Raw genomic sequence first — 19,566 nt, forward strand, 5'->3', positions numbered from 1 at the left:
CTTCGTCACATCATCCAGTGTCGTCATCACGGCACCCTTCTCGCCGGGCATTCACCCAGCGTGTCGGGCCGAAACACCGTTTAAGAAACACTCCCCGATCCTGTCGGGGAGACAGATGCGGGATGGCCGGGGGCGACGAGTGTTTGCGGGGCGAGGGAATTTCCGGGGGCGAATTTTCCGCAGTTACTCGGGGCGGGTGCGCCGTTGAACCGGTCGACGAGCCACTGCAGAGCGCCGGGCAACCAGAGCGCGCCACCGATCAAGTGCTCGATGGTGTCGTACTGGTCGTACTGGATGGCGAGGCCGGCATTGCAGTAGCGGGTGGCGAGGGCTGCGACGTCATCGGCGACCATGACGCCGTCACCGGGGCCGGTGCCGGGACCGCCGGGCAGGGTTCCGTTGAAGATGCCGTTGGCGGCTTGGGCGATGAACATCGGGATGGTCGGGATCGGGGCGATGCCCATGTTAATCGTGTTGACGACGTCGACGAACTCGGGAACCGAATTGGGGTCCGCGTACTCGGGTTTGACCATCTGCTGCCAGGTCAGGCCGGGGTACTGGGCGCCGGCGTTCACGATCGACGCGTCCTGCATTCGCGCCATGATCTCGCGGCCGTAGTCGTTGAGATACGGATCGAAGTCGATATCGTACGCGCGACCGATTCCCACGATCGCCATTCCGACAACCCCGCCCCACCCCAGACTTCCGTTTGCGTACCGCAAATTGGTGGCGGGATTGACCATGACGCCGGCTTCGGCGGCACCGATCAGGTCGTCGTCGACATCGGGGGCGTAGTCCGGGGCGAGGATCGCTGCCCAGTTGGTGGCGATCGCCCCTCCGGAGTACCCCATCAATGCGATCTCCGCATCGTCGGTGATGCCGGTCTCCGCGACCTCTCGGGCGGCGCGCAACGAATCGAGAGTCAGCATCCCGTACTCCGGCCCGGCAGCGAAGTCCGCCTCCGGGCCCTCGGTGTCGGGAATGACGACGGTGTACCCGGCGGCGAGCATCGGTCCGAACATCGCAATCTCGCCGGACACCATGGTGCCGCCGAGGTTGAAGTTGCGTCCGCTCGGGGTCCACTGTCCGATCGGGGTGTTACCGGCGATGGCACGTGAGGGGCTGTCGTCGGGGTTGAGTGAGTCGTAGACGGACTGGTAGGAGAGAACTTTTCCGGGTTGCGCGTTCGGCGGTCGCAGAATCGAGGTCACGTTGGCGACGGGCCGGCCGAGGGCGTCGGTGGAACGGTAGAGCACCTGCACCGCCTGCAACGGGGTCGGAACGTTCACCACGTGATAAGGCACGGTCCGCGTTTTGAGGACATCACCGGGGGCATACGAGGACAGCGGTGCCGAACCGTCGTAGTCGTAGAACGTGTCGAACACCCGCGGCTGCGCCGCTGCAACCGAAACCGTGACCGGAGCGGTCACACCCACGAATGCGGCAGCAGCAACCACTGTCACCACCATTCGGGCGAGTGTTCGTGAGGGCATATTTCGACTCCACATCTATGTGACTGACACCACCGCCGGACTGCGTTATGACGATCACCATATATTACTGCCCGGTAACAGCGGTAGCGTGAAAAATCAGACACCCATACCGAAAGATCATCTGCGCCAGCGATCGGCTTCCCCGTCGACCGGGTCAGCCGGAGCACGGCCCCCGCCGCTCCGCCCCGAATACATAAGCCCGCCAACCACAACCACCCGACGCGCTCGTCCTGCCGGCGGTATGGAACCACCCCTCCTCGTCGGGAGCGAATTCCCCGTCAAGTGGCTCATACGATCGAAAGCCGGGGACACCGCAGGTCACCGGGTCGCCGAGCAGGCGGATGACAGCCTGCTGCCTGCGGTCATGTCAGTATCGTGAATACCGAAGGGCACTCACGGTGAGGGAGTATTTAGTGCACGAATTCGCGGAACTGATCGACAAGGTTCGCAGCCGACACGAACGGGAACTACACCGACTACTGCGAAAAGCTCTGGTGCCAGGGACATCTCGCACGATCGCCCGCAAGAAACCCCCGCCGAAGCTGATCGGACGATCGATACTCGACCGAACCGTGGAGGTTCGGGTGTTCGCTTCCCATCTGGCATTGGATACGAGCACAACGATGACCGGTCCCTATCCGGCCGGGTCGGTGCTGATGATGACGTTCGTCGGCGGCCGGCACGTCCGCACCGGCGAACCCGTGGCGCTCGATCCCATCGAGGCGGATGCGTGGGGGCTGGCGCTCGTTCCTCCTGGCTTCGAGGAATATGCCTTGCGGCTGGGCACGATCGCGAAATTCTCCGCAGGTGTCCGGCACTATCGAATGGTCGTGGCGTCGGACGGAACTGCGTGTGTGATGCCCCCGGCCGACAAAGAGGTCCTTCTGACGAGCATGGGCTGAGTTACGCCGTCTCAACGCTGTGTCGATCGCCCGATACGGAGTCACGGGATACTGATCGCGTCTTCACCGACACAGAGATCGAGTGTGACGGAATTCTGACCGTTTCCGCTGCTCGCATTCACGGGCACGACGGCCACCCTCTCCCGGAGCTGGTGTGGAACCATGCCGACTGCGTCGCAGCCATGATGCCTTCGACGCGCACAGCACAGGCTTTCACGCGTAGAGGTATGTGGTCTGCTCGTTTCCCGTATCGGGCGAGGCCGAGGGCGACGTCGATGTCTTGTGCCCGCTACCGCCCAAGAAGAACGGCATCGACAATCTTGCCGCGCTCTGGTCCAGAGCCGTCGCCGACCAGCCTCATCGGAGGCATCTCACTCATCGCTGTTCCCCGTCGTTCACAGTGCCGCGACTGACAATCCCCGACAGAGAAACGGGCCCACATGACCAGCAACAGTGAGGACACGAAAACCGACAGCAGCGCGACCTGGACGGTACGCACCGTGGGAAGCTTCGCCGCGATCCATGTCAGCGGAACCTCACGAGCACAAATCACGGCCGCCAACGCCTTCGTACGCACCGCGCAAAACCTCGGACTCGTCTGCTACAACCCGCTCAGCGAACGAATCCTGCCGCCACGGGACTAGAACTGGATCTCCTTGAGCCGACATCCCGAGATGCGACGGCTCCCCGATGACGGCTCACCGAAACCATCCACGACCTACTCCTGAGAAATGTCAGTGGCCCAGCAACCCACCCTCCCGGCACCGCTGCCGGAACGCTTCGTCTGTCAGCACAGAAACCCACCTTCGGCATCCCCAACCACCGTCGCGGCAATACGCGCCGCCCATCCCTCGTGACCGAGCAAACTCCACACCGGGTCACGGTCGTCCAATGGTGTCGCAGCCAGCTGCACACGCCGCACAAACCGGCCGACAGCAGGAACAGACAACGCGATCCACCGCCACGAACCATCATCCGAGCTGATACCGAGTCGGCTCATCAAGCCAGTCGCGATCACCGACACGTCACCGTTCACTCCCGCAAGAGCATCCGCCGAGACATGAAGAACAGCCACCCACGACTGCACCGGCGACTTCGGCCCCCGCGGTGACGACCTCAAACCTGATCTCACCCGCTGCGGCCCCTCCATCACCGCTGCCACCGACCGCACCCACCCCGCATCATCGACACGGCTCGCCGGCAACGGATGCGATCGAACATGCCGACTCATCTCTCGACAACCGCCAACGACCTCCACCCCACCGACAGGTTCGGTCCCCAGCAGAAACTGCAACAACGAACCCACATCACTCGTCATACGCACATCCGAAATCACGGCACCATCCCACCGGCAATCAAGTCACCCGACGCGTCGCTGCTCATCTCGACACCTTCCCCTCGATCGAAAACACCGTGAGCCAACGGATTCGGCGTACGCAGCGGACCCGGCCGCCCGATCAAACCATGACCGTTCAACAGCGTCCCGACAATCGCCAGAGCGCCACGATGAAATGTCGCACCAGAGATCGAACACACCCGACCAAACCACGGGCCAGTGTGAAACTGAAACGACGGATTTCGGCACGAGGAGATCGAAGTATGCAGATCATGATCTGACCGGCTTACCGAGACGAGCACCCTTCGACCCCCTGTACGCAGTCGGTGCGCGGTTCTAAAATGGACGTCGCGGCGGTTTGATGTCGGGCACACAGTCTGCCGCGCCGGCCGGCCCCCGGGTGTCTTTCCCTCGGGGGATGGGTCGCCTGAACTGCGCACTGTCAGATAGCAACGGTTCGGTGCGCACGGCTCACCGCCAGTGCGCTCACAGTCCCGCTTTGGCGGTGAGTCCCCGGCCTCAACGCAAACCCGGCGGACGCATCGGCGCCCAACACGTCGAAGGCCGCACACACCGCCTTGCAACTACGTCGTCAGCGTCGAGATCGAAGGCAACCTCGACCAACTCACCGTCGCACTTCCCGACAGAGAAACGAGCGGACCACAAATATGGCCGCGCACACTGCTCTTACTGAAATTTTTCGGCGTGATCGCTCAACAACCGAGCAAGAAACCGAACCGTCTCAGGGTCAGTCATATCACCACCCCGCGCGCAACCGAGTCGGGCACCGGACGCCGCCTCCGCAGCCCGCAACTCCTCGTACGCCGCAACAAGCTCAGGACTCGGATTCGCCGCCAGCTCCGCCCGCCGCTGCCGCTTGGCCTCCCGGGCAACGCGCATCCTGTCCGAAAACTGCTCCTCACGCCAGATCCCGAACCTGCGACGCTTCCACGGCGACCGGACCGCAGCACCATCCATCCACTCCGCGAACTCAGCCCCGTCCTGCTCCCACCTCCGCGCCCGAAAAACCGGACTCCAGTCATCCACCAATGTTCTCCCCCATCTCGCGCCCGAAAGACCGGACTCCAGTCATCCACCAATGTTCTCCCCCATCTCGCGCCAAACCTCCCGAACCACACGACAGAGTCTGCCAAGCCGTCCACACCAACAAGCGATGCCAAGTCGCATCGAATTGCGTCACACCCACATTCTGCGGCCCAGCACCCACCCAAAACCCCTACGCCTCTTCCCATTGCCACTCATGCTGACGCCACGCCTGTTAACGGGACAGACAATCGCCGAGTTGATGAACGATAGTCTTTTCTGCGAGAGACCACGACCGTGGTCGACGCAAGACCACGACGGGCTAACAGATGCTGCTGACGGCGAACTGGCGAGACTGGTACCACTTCCGCCATCAACAGGAGTGTTTCAAGTCGGGCACAGCATTCGAGGACTATGCCTCGAAGGTGCTGGATCGATTCCACGACGACTACGTGAACCCCGCTCCGTCAGGAACACTCGGCGATGGCGGGTGCGACGGGCTGGCGGACTCAGGCACCATCTTCTACGCCTGCTACGGCCAACGACCGGCCCGCAGCGCAGAGCGCGAACTCGCTGCCAAGATCAATTCAGACTTCGCACGGGGGCTCTCTCAGTGGGACAGCTTCCACACATGGAAATTCGTCACGAACGCACCAGCAGGTCCAGAGTCCTTGAAAGCCCTCACCGGTCTCCAACAAAGTCACGGTCCGTCCGCTGAGCGCCCACTGACCATCCGGCTCGTTAACACCGAGAAACTCTGGGTGGAAGTGGTCGGAACCCTCGATGTCGCTGTCCTCAACGCGCTGTTCCCTGGGGCGCCCGGGGCAGAGAACGTGGAACTTTCTGACTTGTTGCCCCTACTTGACGCGCTCGACTCCAACACCGTGATTGTGGAAACCGGCGCACGTGTACTGGCCGTCCCCGCAGGCAAGATGGACTTCAACGAGCTCCCCGACGCGAGCCGTCTCGAGTTCAACGCAGGCCGGTTACTGGCTCCTCGTATTGACCGTTGGTATGAAGAGTTGTCCGACCCAGGTCTGTGTGACGTTCATGGCGAGAAATTTCGGTCGATGTACCAGGACGCCCATGCGGTGACGGCAGTACCAGCCGAAGTTCTTGAACGACTGTATGTGTCGGTAGCCGGAACTAACTTCAGGATGGATGGAAAGCGCGCCAACGCGGCGTTCGCAGTCGTCTCGTACTTCTTCGATTCCTGCCACATATTCGAGATGCCACCCACCAACGAAGACGGCCCAGAAGTGGAGACACCCAATGCTTTTACCCACTAAAGGGGTGTCATCGGACCGCGCCCTCATGACAGTCGGTTCCAAGATCCTCGAAGAACTCCGCGATCCGATGTCGGTCTCGGCCCTCTGGGAACGGTTCAGCATTCACGAACATTCGTCACATCGAGCCCAACGCATCACATTCGATTGGTTCACACTCGCACTGGCCGCCCTCTACACAATGAGACTCGTGGACACATCCGATGAAGGCTTCCTCAGGCGCACACATGTTTCTTAGCCGCCTCACCTCCTCCGACCCAAGATTCAAGACTCTGCGGTTTCGCGAGGGCCTGAACATCCTCGTCGCCGAACGCACCGACACATCCCAGCAAGGCGACAGTCGAAACAGCATCGGCAAAACCAGCGTCATCAAGATCCTGAGGTACCTCCTCGGCGGCGACCTACCGCCAGAATTCAAAGCATCCGAACTCACCGACCACACATTCACCGCCACCCTCGCGCTTCCCGCGAAAGATGGCGACCGGGACGACGAAGTTACTGTCACACGCGCCGTCTCACCGACGACCCGCGTTCAAGTCTCCGGTTGGTCGATAACCGGAAACTCGACGGACATCCACGTCGATGAATGGCGCGAATTACTCTCCCACAACATCTTTCGGATACCATCCGACGCAACCCGCCCGACAGCCGGTCAGCTCTGGAGTCAACTGATCCGAACATTCTTCAACAACCCCATCAAGGGCCACCAGTCCGAGGCCGACTGGGAATCAGGCGTGAAGATCGGCTTCATGCTGGGACTCTCACCAGAAATCTTGGGCAAGGCAGGCGATGTCGATCGCCTCACCAAACAAGGCAAAGCCATCCGCGCAGCAGTCCGTGAAGGCGCAATCACCCACCTCTCACTCGACGAATCCGCGATCCGCGCACAACTCGCGACAGCCCGCCGCCACCGCGACCGCGCACAGGGGGATCTACGCGGGTTCAAAGTCGATGAACAATACGCCGATCACCAACAAGAAGCGGACAAGCTCAGCGCCTCGATCCAGAAACTCAACGACGAAGCCCTCGCTCTACTACGAAGGTCACGGGAGATCGACGAAGCAATAGCCGACGAAGTCGAGACGTCCGAGCAGGACGAACTGACGGCGAAACTCTCTCGTGTCTACGCCGAGATCGGACTCGTCCTCCCGAACACCGTCAGCCGGCGCTACGACGAGGTCAGAGCATTCCACGAATCCGTGGTCCGCAACCGCCGATCATTCCTGGAACAAGAACTCAACAGCATCCGCACCCGCCTCGAAGCCATCCACTCCGAACGCAGCAGCCTCGACAACCAGCGATCCCAGATCATGCTTCTCCTCAACGAAACCGTCGCACTCGACACCTTTCTGAGCCTCCAGCGTGATCTTGCGAAGAAGGAATCCGACGTCGCAGACCTGGAACGACGACTGGAAGCCGCGAACTCAATCAGCACCATCAGCGACACGATCAAACTGCGAACCGCAGAACTCGTCGCCTCGGTCCGAACCGAACTGAACGAGCGAAATGACAGCCTCGTTGAATCGATCTCCCTATTCGGCGAACTCGGCGCAGAGATCTACACCGACCGTGAGGCATCACTTCTGATTTCGCCGACACCCAAAGGACTCTTAGGCGTCGAGCCCCGCATATCAGGCGACGCGAGCGTAGGCGTCCGCAGCGTAGAGACCTTCATACTCGACATCGTGTGCGCAATCGCCGCAATCAAAGCAGGCCGTGCACCTCGGATACTCGTACACGACAGCCACCTCTTCGACGCAATCGACGGCCGCCAAGTCGCATCGTGCCTCAACATCGGAGCCCGACTCGCCGAACAACACAACTTCCAGTACATCGTGACCCTCAACTCGGACTTCCTCGCCACCGTGGAACTTCAAAGCGACGGCGCCTTCGACGCAGACCCCTACATCCTCGACACACGTCTAACCGACGAAACAGACGCCGGCGGACTCTTCGGCTTCCGCTTCGATTAACCGCTCAACATGGCCAACAAGATCACCAACCAATGGGGCCACTCGGGACATAAATCAATCAGGGTGGGCTGTAGTCAACTACCCAAGCGGTCTCGGTCCGGCGGTGCGGTGCAGGCAGCGGTGGCGATGATCCTTACAACCCAAGCATGCGTCCGGGGGCCTTTCCGTACACGGATCCCTATTTCGTCTCGTTCGGATGGTTGGTGTGCACCTGCTCCACGTGCACCGTGCGCCCCTCGACATAGAACCAAATGCGGGCATCACCCTGCTGAGTGGGTTTGTGCTGCCACCGCTGATGGCTCACGCCGTCGCGAGTGACGACGCCGAGGTCGCCGCGTAGCGGGTAGTTCTTCGGATCCACCACCAGCGGGGTTCGCGTCAGGAAATCCCAGGCCTCCGCCAACGGGTTGCGGATCACCGCAGTGAGGTCCCGCCAACCTTTGCGTGCATTGTTGGTCGCGAAGCGGATCTCGTACTCGGTCTTCTTCGTCGGTCGAGGTACGAGCTCGCCGCGTTTTCCTGCCACCGCTACGGACGCTCCACCATCGTGTCGTCTTCTGGAGTGTCCAGCCATTCGAGGTCGGCCTGACCGAGGCCGGCAGCGATCGCGGTCGCCGTTTCTCGCCACGAGGTCAGTTCCGCAAGTACCAGGTGCGGTTGGTCGGTCGCGAACGACGCGCGTGCGGCGTCGACCAGGTCTCGAGCGCAGACGGCACGATCCTTCGGGGAAAGTGCCAGCATCCAGGGGAATGCGCGCGACATCCGTCCGTCGAGGGGTCCGTCGTCGTCGACGGCCACTCCGATCAGCTGTGCCGCGAACTCGAGGAGTCGGGCGCGGCTGTCTGCTTCGCGTTGTGTCATGAGCACGAGATCTTCGCCGTCGCGGCGGGTGACGGTGACGGGGTGGTCCTCGGCCTCGGCGAACACCTCGGCCGAGTGTTTGCTCAGGTCGGAGGAGCGGCGTGTGGTGCGGGTCGCGGTCGGGGCCATGCCCCCACAATATTCGGAACGTGTTCGGAAGTCTATGTGAAGTGCACTGCACGGCGACCGGCATGGCCCGGGTCCAGGCTTCTCCGGAACCGAAAACTCAGGCCGCGACTGTGACTTTCGGAATTATTTGGCACGTTCTTCCCTGAATCTTTTGGCACGGTGGTAGCCGTCAGACACTCTCACCTTGGGATCCTCGGTCGAGCAGGAGGCGGGAGGTATCTCGGTTTTCTCACTGTGTTGAGATCCGCCAACCCGGCATCCTCAGAGCCTCCGAACAACTCCTCGACGCGGCGACTGTTCAGAAAACCACTGATCAACTGCCACAGTTCATCCGCGAACGCCGGGGCTTCTGGACCGACCAAGCGAAGCAAGAACACGAACGCATCATCATCATCGAGCGCGGCCACGATGCCGTGCTCGGCAATCGCCCCCGCATCATCGGGGTACACCCCACTCAGGAACTCAAGCCCATGCAGATAATCGTCGAGGTACCTGTTCGGGCGCATCCCCTCATTCTTCCATCACGATCACTCCTGCAAGATCGGCAAGCCCGATCGCCCCGTTCGACGGTCAAACCGAAAGGATCTGTTTTTTCGAACAGATGACGGTTGCTTTGGACGCGGGGAATATTGTCACTCACAGGCGAAATAGCAACGGCTGTCGAATAGCATTCGGAGAATGTATGTGTCCGGTTCCGACTTCGGTGCCAGGTGGGATGTCAGATTCACATTCGAGCCGTCACCGGAACTCCAAGAGATACTCCTGACCGTGATCGCCCGGATCTCGCGCGACACCCTTCGTTTCGATGGAATGCGGGAGTTCGATCCGGGGGTGTGGCGCGTCGACATTCGACGAGACGTGTTCCCGGTTCCTGGGCTCGTTCTCAGTTTGGGAGTGAACAATCAGGACGGTAGCGGGTTCGGGATCTCCAGCGGCCTCGATGCTTTGGCCGCAACCATCGAGATCGCGCACAACTTCCAGGACTTCAATGAATGGCTGCAATGGCCGACTCTGCCAAGCGGCGGTCATCTGGATCCCGGAATAGTCGACGGTGAGGCAACGTGGATGCTGCGAGGCGAGGTTGTCGCCCCGATCGGACAGCTCACCGAGTATCTCGACCTGCTGGACCATTGAGCCCGCACACTCTGGACCCGAATGGGCTCAGATCGTTTCTGAGGGCTTGGGTGTGCGTTTTGACCATCGACCAAGCAGGACAAATCATTCAGTGGGCGGGACCAGACATCGAATACGGGTTATCCAGTGGCCAGCGGACTGACAACACGACCACTCTTGCCTGAAATCCAGACTCTGAATCACACCGGCGAGTCCGGAGACTTACTGATTTGAGAACTCCGCGATTCGCGTAGCTCTGTGTTCACCGTAGTAGAACGCCTCGATTCGGCGAGAATACGCGTCGATGACGAACGCGACGTAGACCCAGCCCGACCATGTCGAAACGTATGTAAAGTCGGCTACCCACAACATGTTTGGCGCGATCGGGTTGAACTTCCGTTGCACCAGATCGTCTGCGCGATGCCCTTGTGGATCGGCGATGGTGGTGCGCTTGGCCTTGCCTCGACGGGCACCTTCGAGCCCGAGGACACCCATCAACCGTTCGACCGTGCACCGCGCGCTACCTCGATACCCTCTCGCCTCAGCTGAAGCCACACCTTGCGGGCGCCGTAGACCGAATAATTTTCGGTGTGCACCCGGCTGACCTCGACTTTAAGCCTTTCGTCGCGCAGAGACCGCCGAGACGCAGGACGGTTGCGGGCTTCGTAGTAGGTGGACGGCGCAATTGAGCAGCCGTGCTCGGTGAGCACCCTGCACATCGGCTCGACGCCGTACTTGCTCTTGATCGGTTGACGAAGTCGATGAAGTCCCCGGAAACTCCGGTGTGATTCAGCGGTGAGCCGGTCATGGTCCCGGAGAGAGATCGTGGAACGGAAGTCGAGATGTAGTCATAGATGACGGAGAGCGGGCCGCACCGAAAGGTGTGACCCGCTCTCGTCGATGTCCCATCACTCCGATCGGCGATGGACTTCTCGGAACTCTTAGTTTGCCAACACCACGATCTTGTTCGTGACCGCTGAGTTCGAGATGGTGATGGAAGGCGGTGTCGATGACGTCCCAGGGCTGAATTTCACGGTCTGGACCCCGACTTTGTAGCTGTTTTCACTCTTCCGAATACCACCGCTCTTGAGGGTGCTGTAGAAGAGTCCTCGCGCGTCGTTCGATTTCACGTAGCTCACTCGTGGTGAGACACCTGCTGGATTCGAGCTCCGATTGATCAGCGTTTCGGGGCTGTTGATGCTGCTCGCCTGCACCACGGGAATAGAGTTACTTCCGCCTTTCGGGACCAGGATCTCGATTACTTTGTCGAGGACGACTTGAACGACGACCCCCTTTGTTGCGTCCTTGAACTCCTTCTGCCAGTTGACCTTCTGGAGGTACTTCACAACTGCCCCCGCTGGGCCTTGCTGCGGTGCGACGACGGGGGTCGCGTGGACGACAGGGACGACGACGAAACCACCAAAAGCGGTGAACGCTGCGAGAGCAGCGGCAACCGTTGCAGTGCGGATGGAAGTTGACCTGGACATGTCGTTCCTCTCGGTCGGGCAGGCGCCCGGCGCGGCAACCTGCACAAACAGAGGCTAATGGGCGAACCTGCGCCGTTCAAGCACTCTGGTTGCTCCATAAATGGCACACTTGCCACATGGTGAACACAGCAGATCCCGCGTGGCTTCGATTCGTGGAGTTCGTCAAGGAAGACCTGGCGCATCTGACTCCGGTCGCACTTGCCGAAATGTTCAACGACGAAGAAGTGACACCCAAACGGATCGCGGACTGGAGGCGCGGCCACGGAAGGCCGAAATTGGCAGAACTGCCTCGCCTCAGCCTCGAGTGGACGTCATCTGCCGCTCACGACGGAGAGGTAGACGAGCTGTTCTTCGCCAGGATGCTCGATGCAGTCCCAGACGTGCAAGAGGCGCTTGCGCACGAAGTATGGCTGCACAGAAGGGTTTTCGAACTGCGCAGTGAACTCCGAGATCTCGAGATGTCGGTGCGTCATTCCGACACCACCGAGGCAACCGGCGCGATCATCGCAGCCACCACCGCGACGCAGAATTGGGCGGTCGCAGTTCAACCAGCTATTGAAGGACCCGGCGATCTTCGGTTTCACGTAGCGGACATCCTGGACTTTCGGCGGGTGTACAAGCAAGGGAACGACTCTGATGTCTCACTGCGGGACGAACGTAACGACCTGGAGAACGAACTGCATCACGTGCTGAACAGGTACGGGGCGGTCTACGCGCCTCGCGCCCCCACTCAATGGATGAGTAAGGCAGACGCGGAGGCTTCAGGGGACGCTGAACCCGACAGGTTGCGATACTCCGTCAGGCACACGATCGCCGAGCGTAGCCCGGATCGTCAGTGGCAGCACAAAGATGTCCCGGCTGTCGCCATCGTCTCGTTGACCGACGGTCCTTGGCCGGCAGATGTCGGTGCACTCCTCGCGAGAATGTTGGGTTACGGATTCTTCACTACTCGGAAAATTGCGCAAGGGTATAGGCCCAACAACAGCCTCCCCACCAGCGAAGAACTAGACGCCTACCGATCACAACTCCACGGAGAGCACCTGCACAAGCCTTGGCCTCGCTACGTCTGGGCCCATCGAGGCACCGACGTCCTACCAGGCCGGTTCTTGCCGACACCGCCGAAAGATGTAGGCAATGCGCCCCAATCGGGCCCATTGCATGTGATCTGGCTGAGGGAGGATCGCCAGCTCATCGCCAATCTGGTGAGGGGACGAAAGCTGGATCGGAAACAGGCAGCCGCGATCAGAGAGGGGCGGGACAAAATCGACCGGACGATCAAGTCGTTCGAGGGTGCAGACGCTCGCGTAATAGTGCACACGATCAACTGCGAATCAGTGGGGCCGGGGCCAGACGACCGGCGTGGCCCGCGATGGCAACGCTCGTTCAGGTTGGCCAGAGAGGCAGTCGAACTGGTTCTCGGAGAAGAATACAAGGACATCATCGCACCCCACCTAACCAAGCTGGCAGTCAAACAGAATCCCGACCCTATCGAGAAGTGCCTGATCGACTGGCTCGGTAAAGACTTCCTGAGTTGATGTCAGAGCTGTAAGTCGTTGCAGGATGTGCACCGCTGGCACCGCCGCAGAAACGGATCCCCAAATATCACCTATGAGTGATATTATGACGAAGTGTCGATCTGGAGTGTGGACGTCGAGTTGGTCGAAGATTGGCTTGCACAGCTGGATCAGTCGTCCTATGAACAGGTTGTCGCTGCACTTGAATTGCTCGAAGAACGTGGGCCTCAGCTCGGTCGGCCGCTGGTCGACACGGTCACTGCCTCCCGCCACAAGAACATGAAGGAGCTACGGCCGGGATCGAGTGGGCGCTCGGAGCTGCGAGTGCTGTTTGCGTTCGACCCGCATCGAAAGGCGATCTTGCTGATCGCGGGAGACAAATCAGGTCAGTGGACCAAGTGGTACAAGAAGAACATTCCGATCGCCGACGATCTGCTCGACACCCACATCGAAAACCTGGAAGGGAAGTGAACGTGATGGCAAAAAGTCTCGACGACATGCTCAACGCACGGCCCGTCGACCGGTCCGCCGTGGACGCGCACAAGGGCCGACTGCTCGAGGAGGTACGGGCCTACCGACTCAAGGAACTCCGCAAGAATGCTGCCTTGACTCAAGGTGAGGTCGCAGACCGTCTCGGCGTCGGCCAAAACCGCATCTCCAACATCGAGCGCGGGGACCTCGCACGAATTCAAATCGACACCCTGCGCCGATACGTCGAGGCAGTAGGCGGTTCCCTGCGTGTCGAGGTCGAACTCGGAGACGACCGCTTCCACATCGCCTGACCGCAGTGCCGGCCGGTCACCTACGGCGGTGGATCACCGTAGGTGACAACCATCGAGACGATCTCCGGACCGGGCAGGATGACGCGCATCCACTTGTCGGGAACCTTCGCCATCTGTGACGCGGCAGCATCGCGGACAGACAACGGGGGACTCAGGACCAATTCCCTGTTCGCCATCTCCGGGTCGGGCGTGTATTTGGCGACCCGCCCACCCCAGACCGTGCCGCTTTTCATTTTGACCAGGGCATATGCGACACCTGGGTCAGGTAGATCGTCACGCAGGACCGACCTCCATGCGGAAATGTCGGAGATCGCGGCTTTGTCCGTGCGGTAGACGAGACGGAACGCGCCGTAGGAGATGCCGAGCGAGACCCCCAAGCAAAGGGCTGCTGCCCACGACACCGCTGCGAGGTGCGCGTTGACGTAACCTGAGCCGCCGCGGATCATCGACGCCGGATCCGGAAACGGGTACTTCTCCCATCGTGCGGCGACGATCATGCCGATTACTGTCACCACAGCTGCAGCGCCGGCACTGCACAGCGTCGACATCAGTGTGATCCGGCTGATCTCGGTGAACACCGTCTCGTGTCGACGGGTGCGCTTGGTGACGCTGGCCAGGTCGTACAGCAGCCCAGGAGCTACGAACACGAAGAAGGCCAGCACTGTCAGCCAGGTACCAGGTGTCACAGTCAGTGGTCGAAATCGCCCCACTGGTCGGAGACGGTTTCCCCGGACGCGGGCGGCGACTCCTGGCGTTGCTCGACAACCACCGGAGCCTCGACGTGCAGCGAGTCGATCGACCCCAAGATCGTGTCCGGATCCTTCGGAGGCACCGCGTAGAGCGTGCCGTCGTCCTGAGCTTCTTCAATACCCATGCCGCTGTCCGTTCGTTCACTCGCGCCGGCACTACTCGCCGCCACTCTGCGCCGTCAGTGTGCCCCATCACCACGACACATGGTGATCGAACCGATGGTCACCCGAAGCTGTCGAGGTCGAGGGTGATCTCGACACCCTCTTTCTCCACCACGATCTTCGCATGCACTGCGCCGGCCGCGGCTAGGTACTGGCGCAGGGTCGAAAGCAGCAGATCGTCGCGATTTTCTATTCTCGATACCGTGCCCTGATCAGTGTCGAGGATCGTTGCGACTTCGGTCTGAGTCAGCTTGCCCGCTTTGCGGATGTCCGCCAGGCCTTGTGCGTAGATCCGGTTCACTTCCGCGCGCTCGGACGCGTAGCGGGTGACATCGTCAGCGATCAACGGGTCCGCAACGAGTCGGTCGATGCGATCATTTCCGCGAATGAATCGGGTCTTATCCGACTGTTCGGTCATCGTTGATCTCCTTCTGTCTGAAACTTCCATGCTCGGACTGCGGCGTCGGCTCGGGGTCCGACACTGTTGTAGAACACGTCGCCGATTCTCGATTTGTCGCCCGCGAACAGTGCCACTACGACGGTGTTGCTGTCGGGTGGGAACCAGCAGATCAGCCGAAATGCGATGTCGGGGTCGAACGGATGGGCAGTGCGCCAGACCTGGTGTTGACCTGATTGGCGGACTCGTTTCAAGTCGGGTTCATCTTCTTGTGGACAGCCTCGCAGGCTCCGCAACAGCGAGAGTGCATCGGCGGCCCACGCGAGGAGGCGCCGGGAGAGCTCGTCTCCTCCTCTGGCCGCGAGAGACCCGATTCGCCTCGTGGACTGAGGAAAATCGGGTCTCTCGATTTGCTTTGGTGAGCTACTCGGCCAATCGACGCAGACCGAGTACTGCCTCTGCGGCGGCGATTGCTTCTTCCTTACGTTCGCTCCAGCCCACGTTATCCCCCGCGTCGATCATGATTGGGTTTCGCAGGGGCACCTCGTACGGAAGCGTCCCGATACCGGTGGAAACCCACAGGTGGAACGCGCCGCCAACCTTCCATCCACCGTCCGACTTCAGTATCGCGGCGACGTTGTGGGTGACATTGAGCCACTGCGTCGCCCCGATTCCGCCGTCGTCGTATTCGTAAATAGGGCTGACGCGTTTTCCGGGGCCACGGCCTCGGTTGTATTCCTCGTCCGGAGTCGCCGCAACAGGGAACCCGTCCAGCCAATACTCCTTAATGATGGCCCTCACCTCGTCGCCCAGCAACGCCCAACCATCGGCATAGCCCGTCATTCTTTCCTCTTCGTTGTGTGCCCTGCCGACTGGCACTGTTCTACGCACGCGTATCCATGACCATTCAAGCGGACATATTTCCAATACTGACTCGGTAAAATCCTCGCCCTGGAGCAACGGCCGCGACCAGTCAATCCGACGTACCCTCGAACAATCGCTCAATCCGACGCACATGTTCACGCGTATAACCAGTCCGACGAACAACCTCCACCTGCGAAACTCCAGACTGTCGCGCGCGCCAAATCTCGCCGTACAGAGCATCCCGAGCAGCCTTCTCCGCGACTACTGCACGCTTGTGCGCCTCGACGGCCTTCTCCAGCGGATCCATGCAGGTGACGTTACCGTCCGACCTGGACGCGAAACGATTCTGAACCGAGTCCACCCTGAATGCTCGGCCAAATGTCCTTCTCACACTTGCCAATGTGACATGCATGAGGCATCCTGAATGTCACATAGAGTTCTTTCCTTCGTGCTTCACAATCCGCGACAGCTCCAGTCACGCTGACCGCATCGCAGACAGAGGACCTCATGACATCCACGGCAACAAATGTCCATGCCCACGCGCAGCGCGCCTGCGACTCCCTCGTCGACCTTGCCGACAATCTCGACGCACTCGGCCGCTACAACCTCCCACAAGACATCCACACCGCAGCCCTGACCGCACAACACATCTCAAACATCCTCAAAGTCGCTTACCAAATCGCGTTCGCCTACCACAACGCCATCCCAGCACCCCGCGATGCGCTCAAAATCTACGACGTCGACGAACGCTCCTATCTCCGCGTCATCCGCAAACACAGTCTCTTCGCCTTCCGTTCCGGATACGACGCATTCCGCTGCTTCGACGACATCCACGACGTCGCACGACGACTGGAAGCGACAACCAACGCCAAGACCGCAGAGCGACTGAGACCGAAGGGCGAGTAGACATTCCGCCCACAGACTGATCCGTTCACTGTCGTACCCCTACACAAGGATTCCGTCCATGCCCGTGCGCGCCATACCTGGACTTACCGATCTCGCCACTCTGCGACCAGATCTCGCCGCAGAGTGGGATGCAGAGAGAAACAAACGGCAACCGACCGATATCACGCCGAAAAGCAGCATCCGGGCGTGGTGGCGATGCGGAAAGAAGCATTCCTATCAGGCCTGCGTCGCCGACCGCACTGCCAAAATCGGTCCAGGATGCCCCTACTGCACACTGATCCGCCCAATTCCCAATGAAACCGACTTACCTACGACTCATCCCGAAATCGCGTCCCAATGGCACCCCACCTTCAACGGCGACCGGACGCCTACCGGCTTTACAGCAAAAAGCAACTGGAAAGCTTGGTGGCGATGTGCCGGCGGTCACGAGTACCAAACAGAAATCACAAAACGCACCAACAGAAAATATGGGTGCCCACACTGCGCAGGTCGCTACGCGATCACCGGGGTCAACGATCTCGCGACAACCGAACCCGAGATTGCAAAGGAATGGGACACCATCCGAAACGATCGACCACCAACTGCAGTCAAGACAGGATCCGAGTACAGCGCGTGGTGGATTTGCCCAGACCGCAGTCACTCGTACGCATCAAGAGTCGAGCAGCGCGTAAAAGCGATAATTGGCTGCCCTTACTGCGGTGGGCGGTTACCTATTCCAGGTGAAACCGATCTCGCCACGCTACGGCCGGAGGTCGCGCGCGAGTGGCACCCCACCAAGAACACGCTCTCCGCCCACGACGTTCTCGTTGCCTCGAACAAGAGCGTCTGGTGGGCATGTTCCAGTGGTCATGAATGGAAGACCACGGTCGCCAGTCGAACAGGAAAATCTGCGACAGGCTGCCCGGTCTGCTCGAACCGGCGGATCGAGCAGGGGATAAACGACCTTGCGACACTTCGACCTGACATTGCTGCCGAATGGCACCCAACGCGAAATTCGATCTCATCGGAGGAAGTTTCAGTCGGCTCGGCCAAGAAAGCCTGGTGGCTGTGCACCCAGTTCGGACACGAATGGCAAGGAACCGTGAATAGTCGCACGCAAGGCAACGGCTGCCCAGTCTGTTCAGGCCGACGCACACTGGCTGGGTTCAATGACCTCGACACCACCCACCCACATCTGGCCAACCAGTGGCACCCGACCCGTAACGCCCAAACAACCTCTTCCACGAGTCCAGGATCCGCATATCGCGCATGGTGGATCTGCCCAGCCGGCCACGAGTACTTGAGCGTCGTAAGCGCACGCGTCAGGGGACGAGGCTGCGCCTACTGTGCAGGGAAACAAGCCCTCGCAGGATTCAATGACCTCGCCACAACACATCCCACAGTGGCTGCAGAGTGGCACCCGACCAAAAACTCACTCATCCCGTCACAAGTAACAAGTGGAAGCAAAACCAAGATTTGGTGGCAGTGCGCCGGGCAGGGACACGACTACCAGGCCACCGTCGAAACCCGAACATCAGCCGGCACTGGATGTCCCGTCTGCACCAACAGACGAATAGTAGTCGGATTCAACGACCTCGCCACACTGCGACCAGAACTCGCGGCCGAATGGCACCCCACCAAAAACCTGCTCACCCCCGCCCGAGTTGGAGCCGGAAGCCATCTCAAAGCCTGGTGGCAGTGCCGAGACCACGGACACGAATGGCCCGCTGTCGTGGTTTCCCGAGTGAACGGTCGACAGTGCCCCATCTGCGCTGGACGCAAGGTCCTGCCAGGTTTCAACGATCTCAGAACCACCCACCCCGCGATAGCATCTGAATGGCATTCCACCAAAAATACAGGTACACCAATTGATTTCAGCGCCGGAAGTGATTCCCGCGTATGGTGGCGATGCCGCGCTGGCCATGAATGGGAAGTCTCGATCGGTTCCCGCACGGCAGCCGAAACCGGATGCCCACATTGCTGCACTATTGGAACCTCAATGCGAGAACAGGCAATCTGCCAGCTCATCGCGAAAGCGTTCAATCAAACCGATTACACAGGTCCTGCGGGTGTCGTCGGGTGGAGATGGGGAGTCGATCTCGCGCTGCACCATCAAAGGGTCATAGTCGAGTACGACGGCTGGTATTGGCATCGGGACAAGGCGGAGAAAGACCTCCTCAAAACACGAGTGCTCGAGAAGGCAGGATGGACAGTCATCCGAATACGCGAAACCACCGCGAAACGCCCGCTCCCCGAGCTACCCGTGACCACGATGGAATGCACCTCCACCGAACGTGCAGAAGCAGTGGCGCTGCGGACTATTCAACTTATCAACGAAATTCACCAGCATTGAATGCGCGAGACAGCAATCCCCATCACACCATCTACCGGTCGCAAGCACGCAGAATGATGCCCGCGTCCCTCAAACTGGACAGTTCAAGGTGACGCGGGCATCCGTATGACGACATTCAGTTCGGTGTCACCAAAACCTGCAACTGTCGACGGCCATCGTAAGCTCCCCACTGGCGGCCATTTATGGCGCATTTTGTGGCCATGGTTTCTCCCCGCGTACGGCCAGATAGTTCCCCA

At 60.3% G+C, this 19,566-nt stretch carries 22 protein-coding genes and 1 pseudogene; 11 read left to right on the forward strand and 12 right to left on the reverse strand.

Annotation, left to right across the window (positions count from 1 at the left end):
* Window positions 1-80: 80 nt before the first annotated feature.
* Window positions 81-1,469, reverse strand: coding sequence for a lipase family protein (locus ACZ3J7_RS39370; protein WP_350835303.1), 1,389 nt, complete (start codon window positions 1,467-1,469; stop codon window positions 81-83).
* A gap of 437 nt (window positions 1,470-1,906) precedes the next feature.
* Here ACZ3J7_RS39370 and ACZ3J7_RS39375 point away from each other — a divergent pair, with 437 nt between their 5' ends.
* Together ACZ3J7_RS39375 and ACZ3J7_RS39380 are read left to right on the forward strand one after the other, a co-directional pair.
* Entirely contained in the window at window positions 1,907-2,395 is a 489-nt protein-coding gene (locus ACZ3J7_RS39375) for a hypothetical protein (RefSeq protein WP_003944258.1), read from the forward strand.
* Between the two features lie 440 nt (window positions 2,396-2,835).
* Window positions 2,836-3,039, forward strand: a complete 204-nt coding sequence (locus tag ACZ3J7_RS39380) for a hypothetical protein (RefSeq protein WP_037131380.1) — start codon at window positions 2,836-2,838, stop codon at window positions 3,037-3,039.
* A gap of 143 nt (window positions 3,040-3,182) precedes the next feature.
* On the opposite strand, the gene ACZ3J7_RS39385 is transcribed toward ACZ3J7_RS39380, so the two are convergent.
* Window positions 3,183-3,713, reverse strand: coding sequence for a hypothetical protein (locus ACZ3J7_RS39385; protein ID WP_218747487.1), 531 nt, complete (start codon window positions 3,711-3,713; stop codon window positions 3,183-3,185).
* A gap of 1,391 nt (window positions 3,714-5,104) precedes the next feature.
* Between ACZ3J7_RS39385 and ACZ3J7_RS39390 the strand changes: the two genes are divergently transcribed.
* From ACZ3J7_RS39390 to ACZ3J7_RS39400, 3 genes are read left to right on the forward strand one after another with little or no spacing between them, the layout of a single operon-like run.
* Entirely contained in the window at window positions 5,105-6,064 is a 960-nt protein-coding gene (locus ACZ3J7_RS39390) for an ABC-three component system protein (RefSeq protein WP_003944224.1), read from the forward strand.
* Window positions 6,065-6,089: 25 nt separating this feature from the next.
* Complete coding sequence (locus ACZ3J7_RS39395; RefSeq protein WP_003944266.1) at window positions 6,090-6,299, forward strand: ABC-three component system middle component 6; 210 nt, start codon at window positions 6,090-6,092, stop codon at window positions 6,297-6,299.
* Window positions 6,265-8,034 carry an ABC-three component system protein gene (locus ACZ3J7_RS39400; protein WP_003944238.1) on the forward strand — a complete coding sequence of 590 codons (1,770 nt, stop codon included), beginning with the start codon at window positions 6,265-6,267 and terminating at the stop codon, window positions 8,032-8,034. The genes ACZ3J7_RS39395 and ACZ3J7_RS39400 overlap by 35 nt, the downstream gene beginning before the upstream one ends.
* Before the next feature lie 178 nt (window positions 8,035-8,212).
* Here the strand turns inward: ACZ3J7_RS39400 and ACZ3J7_RS39405 are convergent, their stop codons facing one another.
* From ACZ3J7_RS39405 to ACZ3J7_RS39415, 3 genes are all read right to left on the reverse strand, one after another.
* On the reverse strand, window positions 8,213-8,560 hold the full coding sequence (locus ACZ3J7_RS39405; protein WP_003944211.1) for a hypothetical protein: 348 nt from the start codon (window positions 8,558-8,560) through the stop codon (window positions 8,213-8,215).
* 2 nt (window positions 8,561-8,562) lie between these two features.
* Window positions 8,563-9,024, reverse strand: a complete 462-nt coding sequence (locus tag ACZ3J7_RS39410) for a hypothetical protein (RefSeq protein ID WP_003944221.1) — start codon at window positions 9,022-9,024, stop codon at window positions 8,563-8,565.
* Between the two features lie 179 nt (window positions 9,025-9,203).
* Window positions 9,204-9,530: a hypothetical protein gene (locus ACZ3J7_RS39415; protein ID WP_037131386.1), complete on the reverse strand. Its 327-nt coding sequence runs from the start codon at window positions 9,528-9,530 to the stop codon at window positions 9,204-9,206.
* A 262-nt stretch (window positions 9,531-9,792) separates the two neighbouring features.
* On the opposite strand from ACZ3J7_RS39415, the gene ACZ3J7_RS39420 reads away from it, so the two are divergent.
* The gene (locus ACZ3J7_RS39420) at window positions 9,793-10,158 is read left to right on the forward strand and encodes a hypothetical protein (protein ID WP_350835206.1); all 366 of its coding nucleotides are present in this window, start codon (window positions 9,793-9,795) and stop codon (window positions 10,156-10,158) included.
* A 261-nt stretch (window positions 10,159-10,419) separates the two neighbouring features.
* Here ACZ3J7_RS39420 and ACZ3J7_RS39425 read toward each other — a convergent pair.
* Window positions 10,420-10,871: pseudogene (locus ACZ3J7_RS39425) on the reverse strand (IS3 family transposase); the annotation flags it as partial.
* Between the two features lie 207 nt (window positions 10,872-11,078).
* The gene (locus ACZ3J7_RS39430; protein ID WP_037131391.1) at window positions 11,079-11,669 is read right to left on the reverse strand and encodes a hypothetical protein; all 591 of its coding nucleotides are present in this window, start codon (window positions 11,667-11,669) and stop codon (window positions 11,079-11,081) included.
* Between the two features lie 71 nt (window positions 11,670-11,740).
* Between ACZ3J7_RS39430 and ACZ3J7_RS39435 the strand changes: the two genes are divergently transcribed.
* From ACZ3J7_RS39435 to ACZ3J7_RS39445, 3 genes are all read left to right on the forward strand, one after another.
* A complete protein-coding gene (locus ACZ3J7_RS39435) occupies window positions 11,741-13,159 on the forward strand; it encodes a hypothetical protein (protein ID WP_003944280.1) in 1,419 nt (472 codons plus the stop codon).
* A gap of 93 nt (window positions 13,160-13,252) precedes the next feature.
* Entirely contained in the window at window positions 13,253-13,609 is a 357-nt protein-coding gene (locus ACZ3J7_RS39440) for a type II toxin-antitoxin system RelE/ParE family toxin (protein WP_003944240.1), read from the forward strand.
* Between the two features lie 5 nt (window positions 13,610-13,614).
* Window positions 13,615-13,920, forward strand: a complete 306-nt coding sequence (locus ACZ3J7_RS39445; protein ID WP_037131447.1) for a helix-turn-helix domain-containing protein — start codon at window positions 13,615-13,617, stop codon at window positions 13,918-13,920.
* 20 nt (window positions 13,921-13,940) lie between these two features.
* On the opposite strand, the gene ACZ3J7_RS39450 is transcribed toward ACZ3J7_RS39445, so the two are convergent.
* The 5 genes from ACZ3J7_RS39450 to ACZ3J7_RS39470 all read right to left on the reverse strand — a co-directional run bounded on the left by ACZ3J7_RS39450 (window position 13,941) and on the right by ACZ3J7_RS39470 (window position 16,399).
* Window positions 13,941-14,630: a DUF6338 family protein gene (locus tag ACZ3J7_RS39450; RefSeq protein ID WP_350835209.1), complete on the reverse strand. Its 690-nt coding sequence runs from the start codon at window positions 14,628-14,630 to the stop codon at window positions 13,941-13,943.
* Window positions 14,609-14,794, reverse strand: coding sequence for a hypothetical protein (locus tag ACZ3J7_RS39455; RefSeq protein ID WP_003944200.1), 186 nt, complete (start codon window positions 14,792-14,794; stop codon window positions 14,609-14,611). Before ACZ3J7_RS39455 ends, ACZ3J7_RS39450 begins: the two co-directional genes overlap by 22 nt.
* A 98-nt stretch (window positions 14,795-14,892) precedes the next feature.
* Entirely contained in the window at window positions 14,893-15,249 is a 357-nt protein-coding gene (locus ACZ3J7_RS39460) for a helix-turn-helix domain-containing protein (RefSeq protein ID WP_003944213.1), read from the reverse strand.
* Window positions 15,250-15,651: 402 nt separating this feature from the next.
* Window positions 15,652-16,071: a hypothetical protein gene (locus tag ACZ3J7_RS39465; protein ID WP_003944284.1), complete on the reverse strand. Its 420-nt coding sequence runs from the start codon at window positions 16,069-16,071 to the stop codon at window positions 15,652-15,654.
* Between the two features lie 130 nt (window positions 16,072-16,201).
* Entirely contained in the window at window positions 16,202-16,399 is a 198-nt protein-coding gene (locus ACZ3J7_RS39470) for a hypothetical protein (RefSeq protein WP_350835029.1), read from the reverse strand.
* Window positions 16,400-16,599: 200 nt separating this feature from the next.
* Between ACZ3J7_RS39470 and ACZ3J7_RS39475 the strand changes: the two genes are divergently transcribed.
* Window positions 16,600-16,998, forward strand: coding sequence for a hypothetical protein (locus tag ACZ3J7_RS39475; RefSeq protein WP_003944286.1), 399 nt, complete (start codon window positions 16,600-16,602; stop codon window positions 16,996-16,998).
* Between the two features lie 58 nt (window positions 16,999-17,056).
* Window positions 17,057-19,330 (forward strand): zinc-ribbon domain-containing protein, encoded by a 2,274-nt coding sequence (locus ACZ3J7_RS39480; RefSeq protein WP_003944198.1) that lies wholly within the window; start codon window positions 17,057-17,059, stop codon window positions 19,328-19,330.
* Window positions 19,331-19,566 lie beyond the last annotated feature (236 nt).

It is taken from the genome of Kitasatospora sp. NPDC015121, from assembly GCF_055562955.1.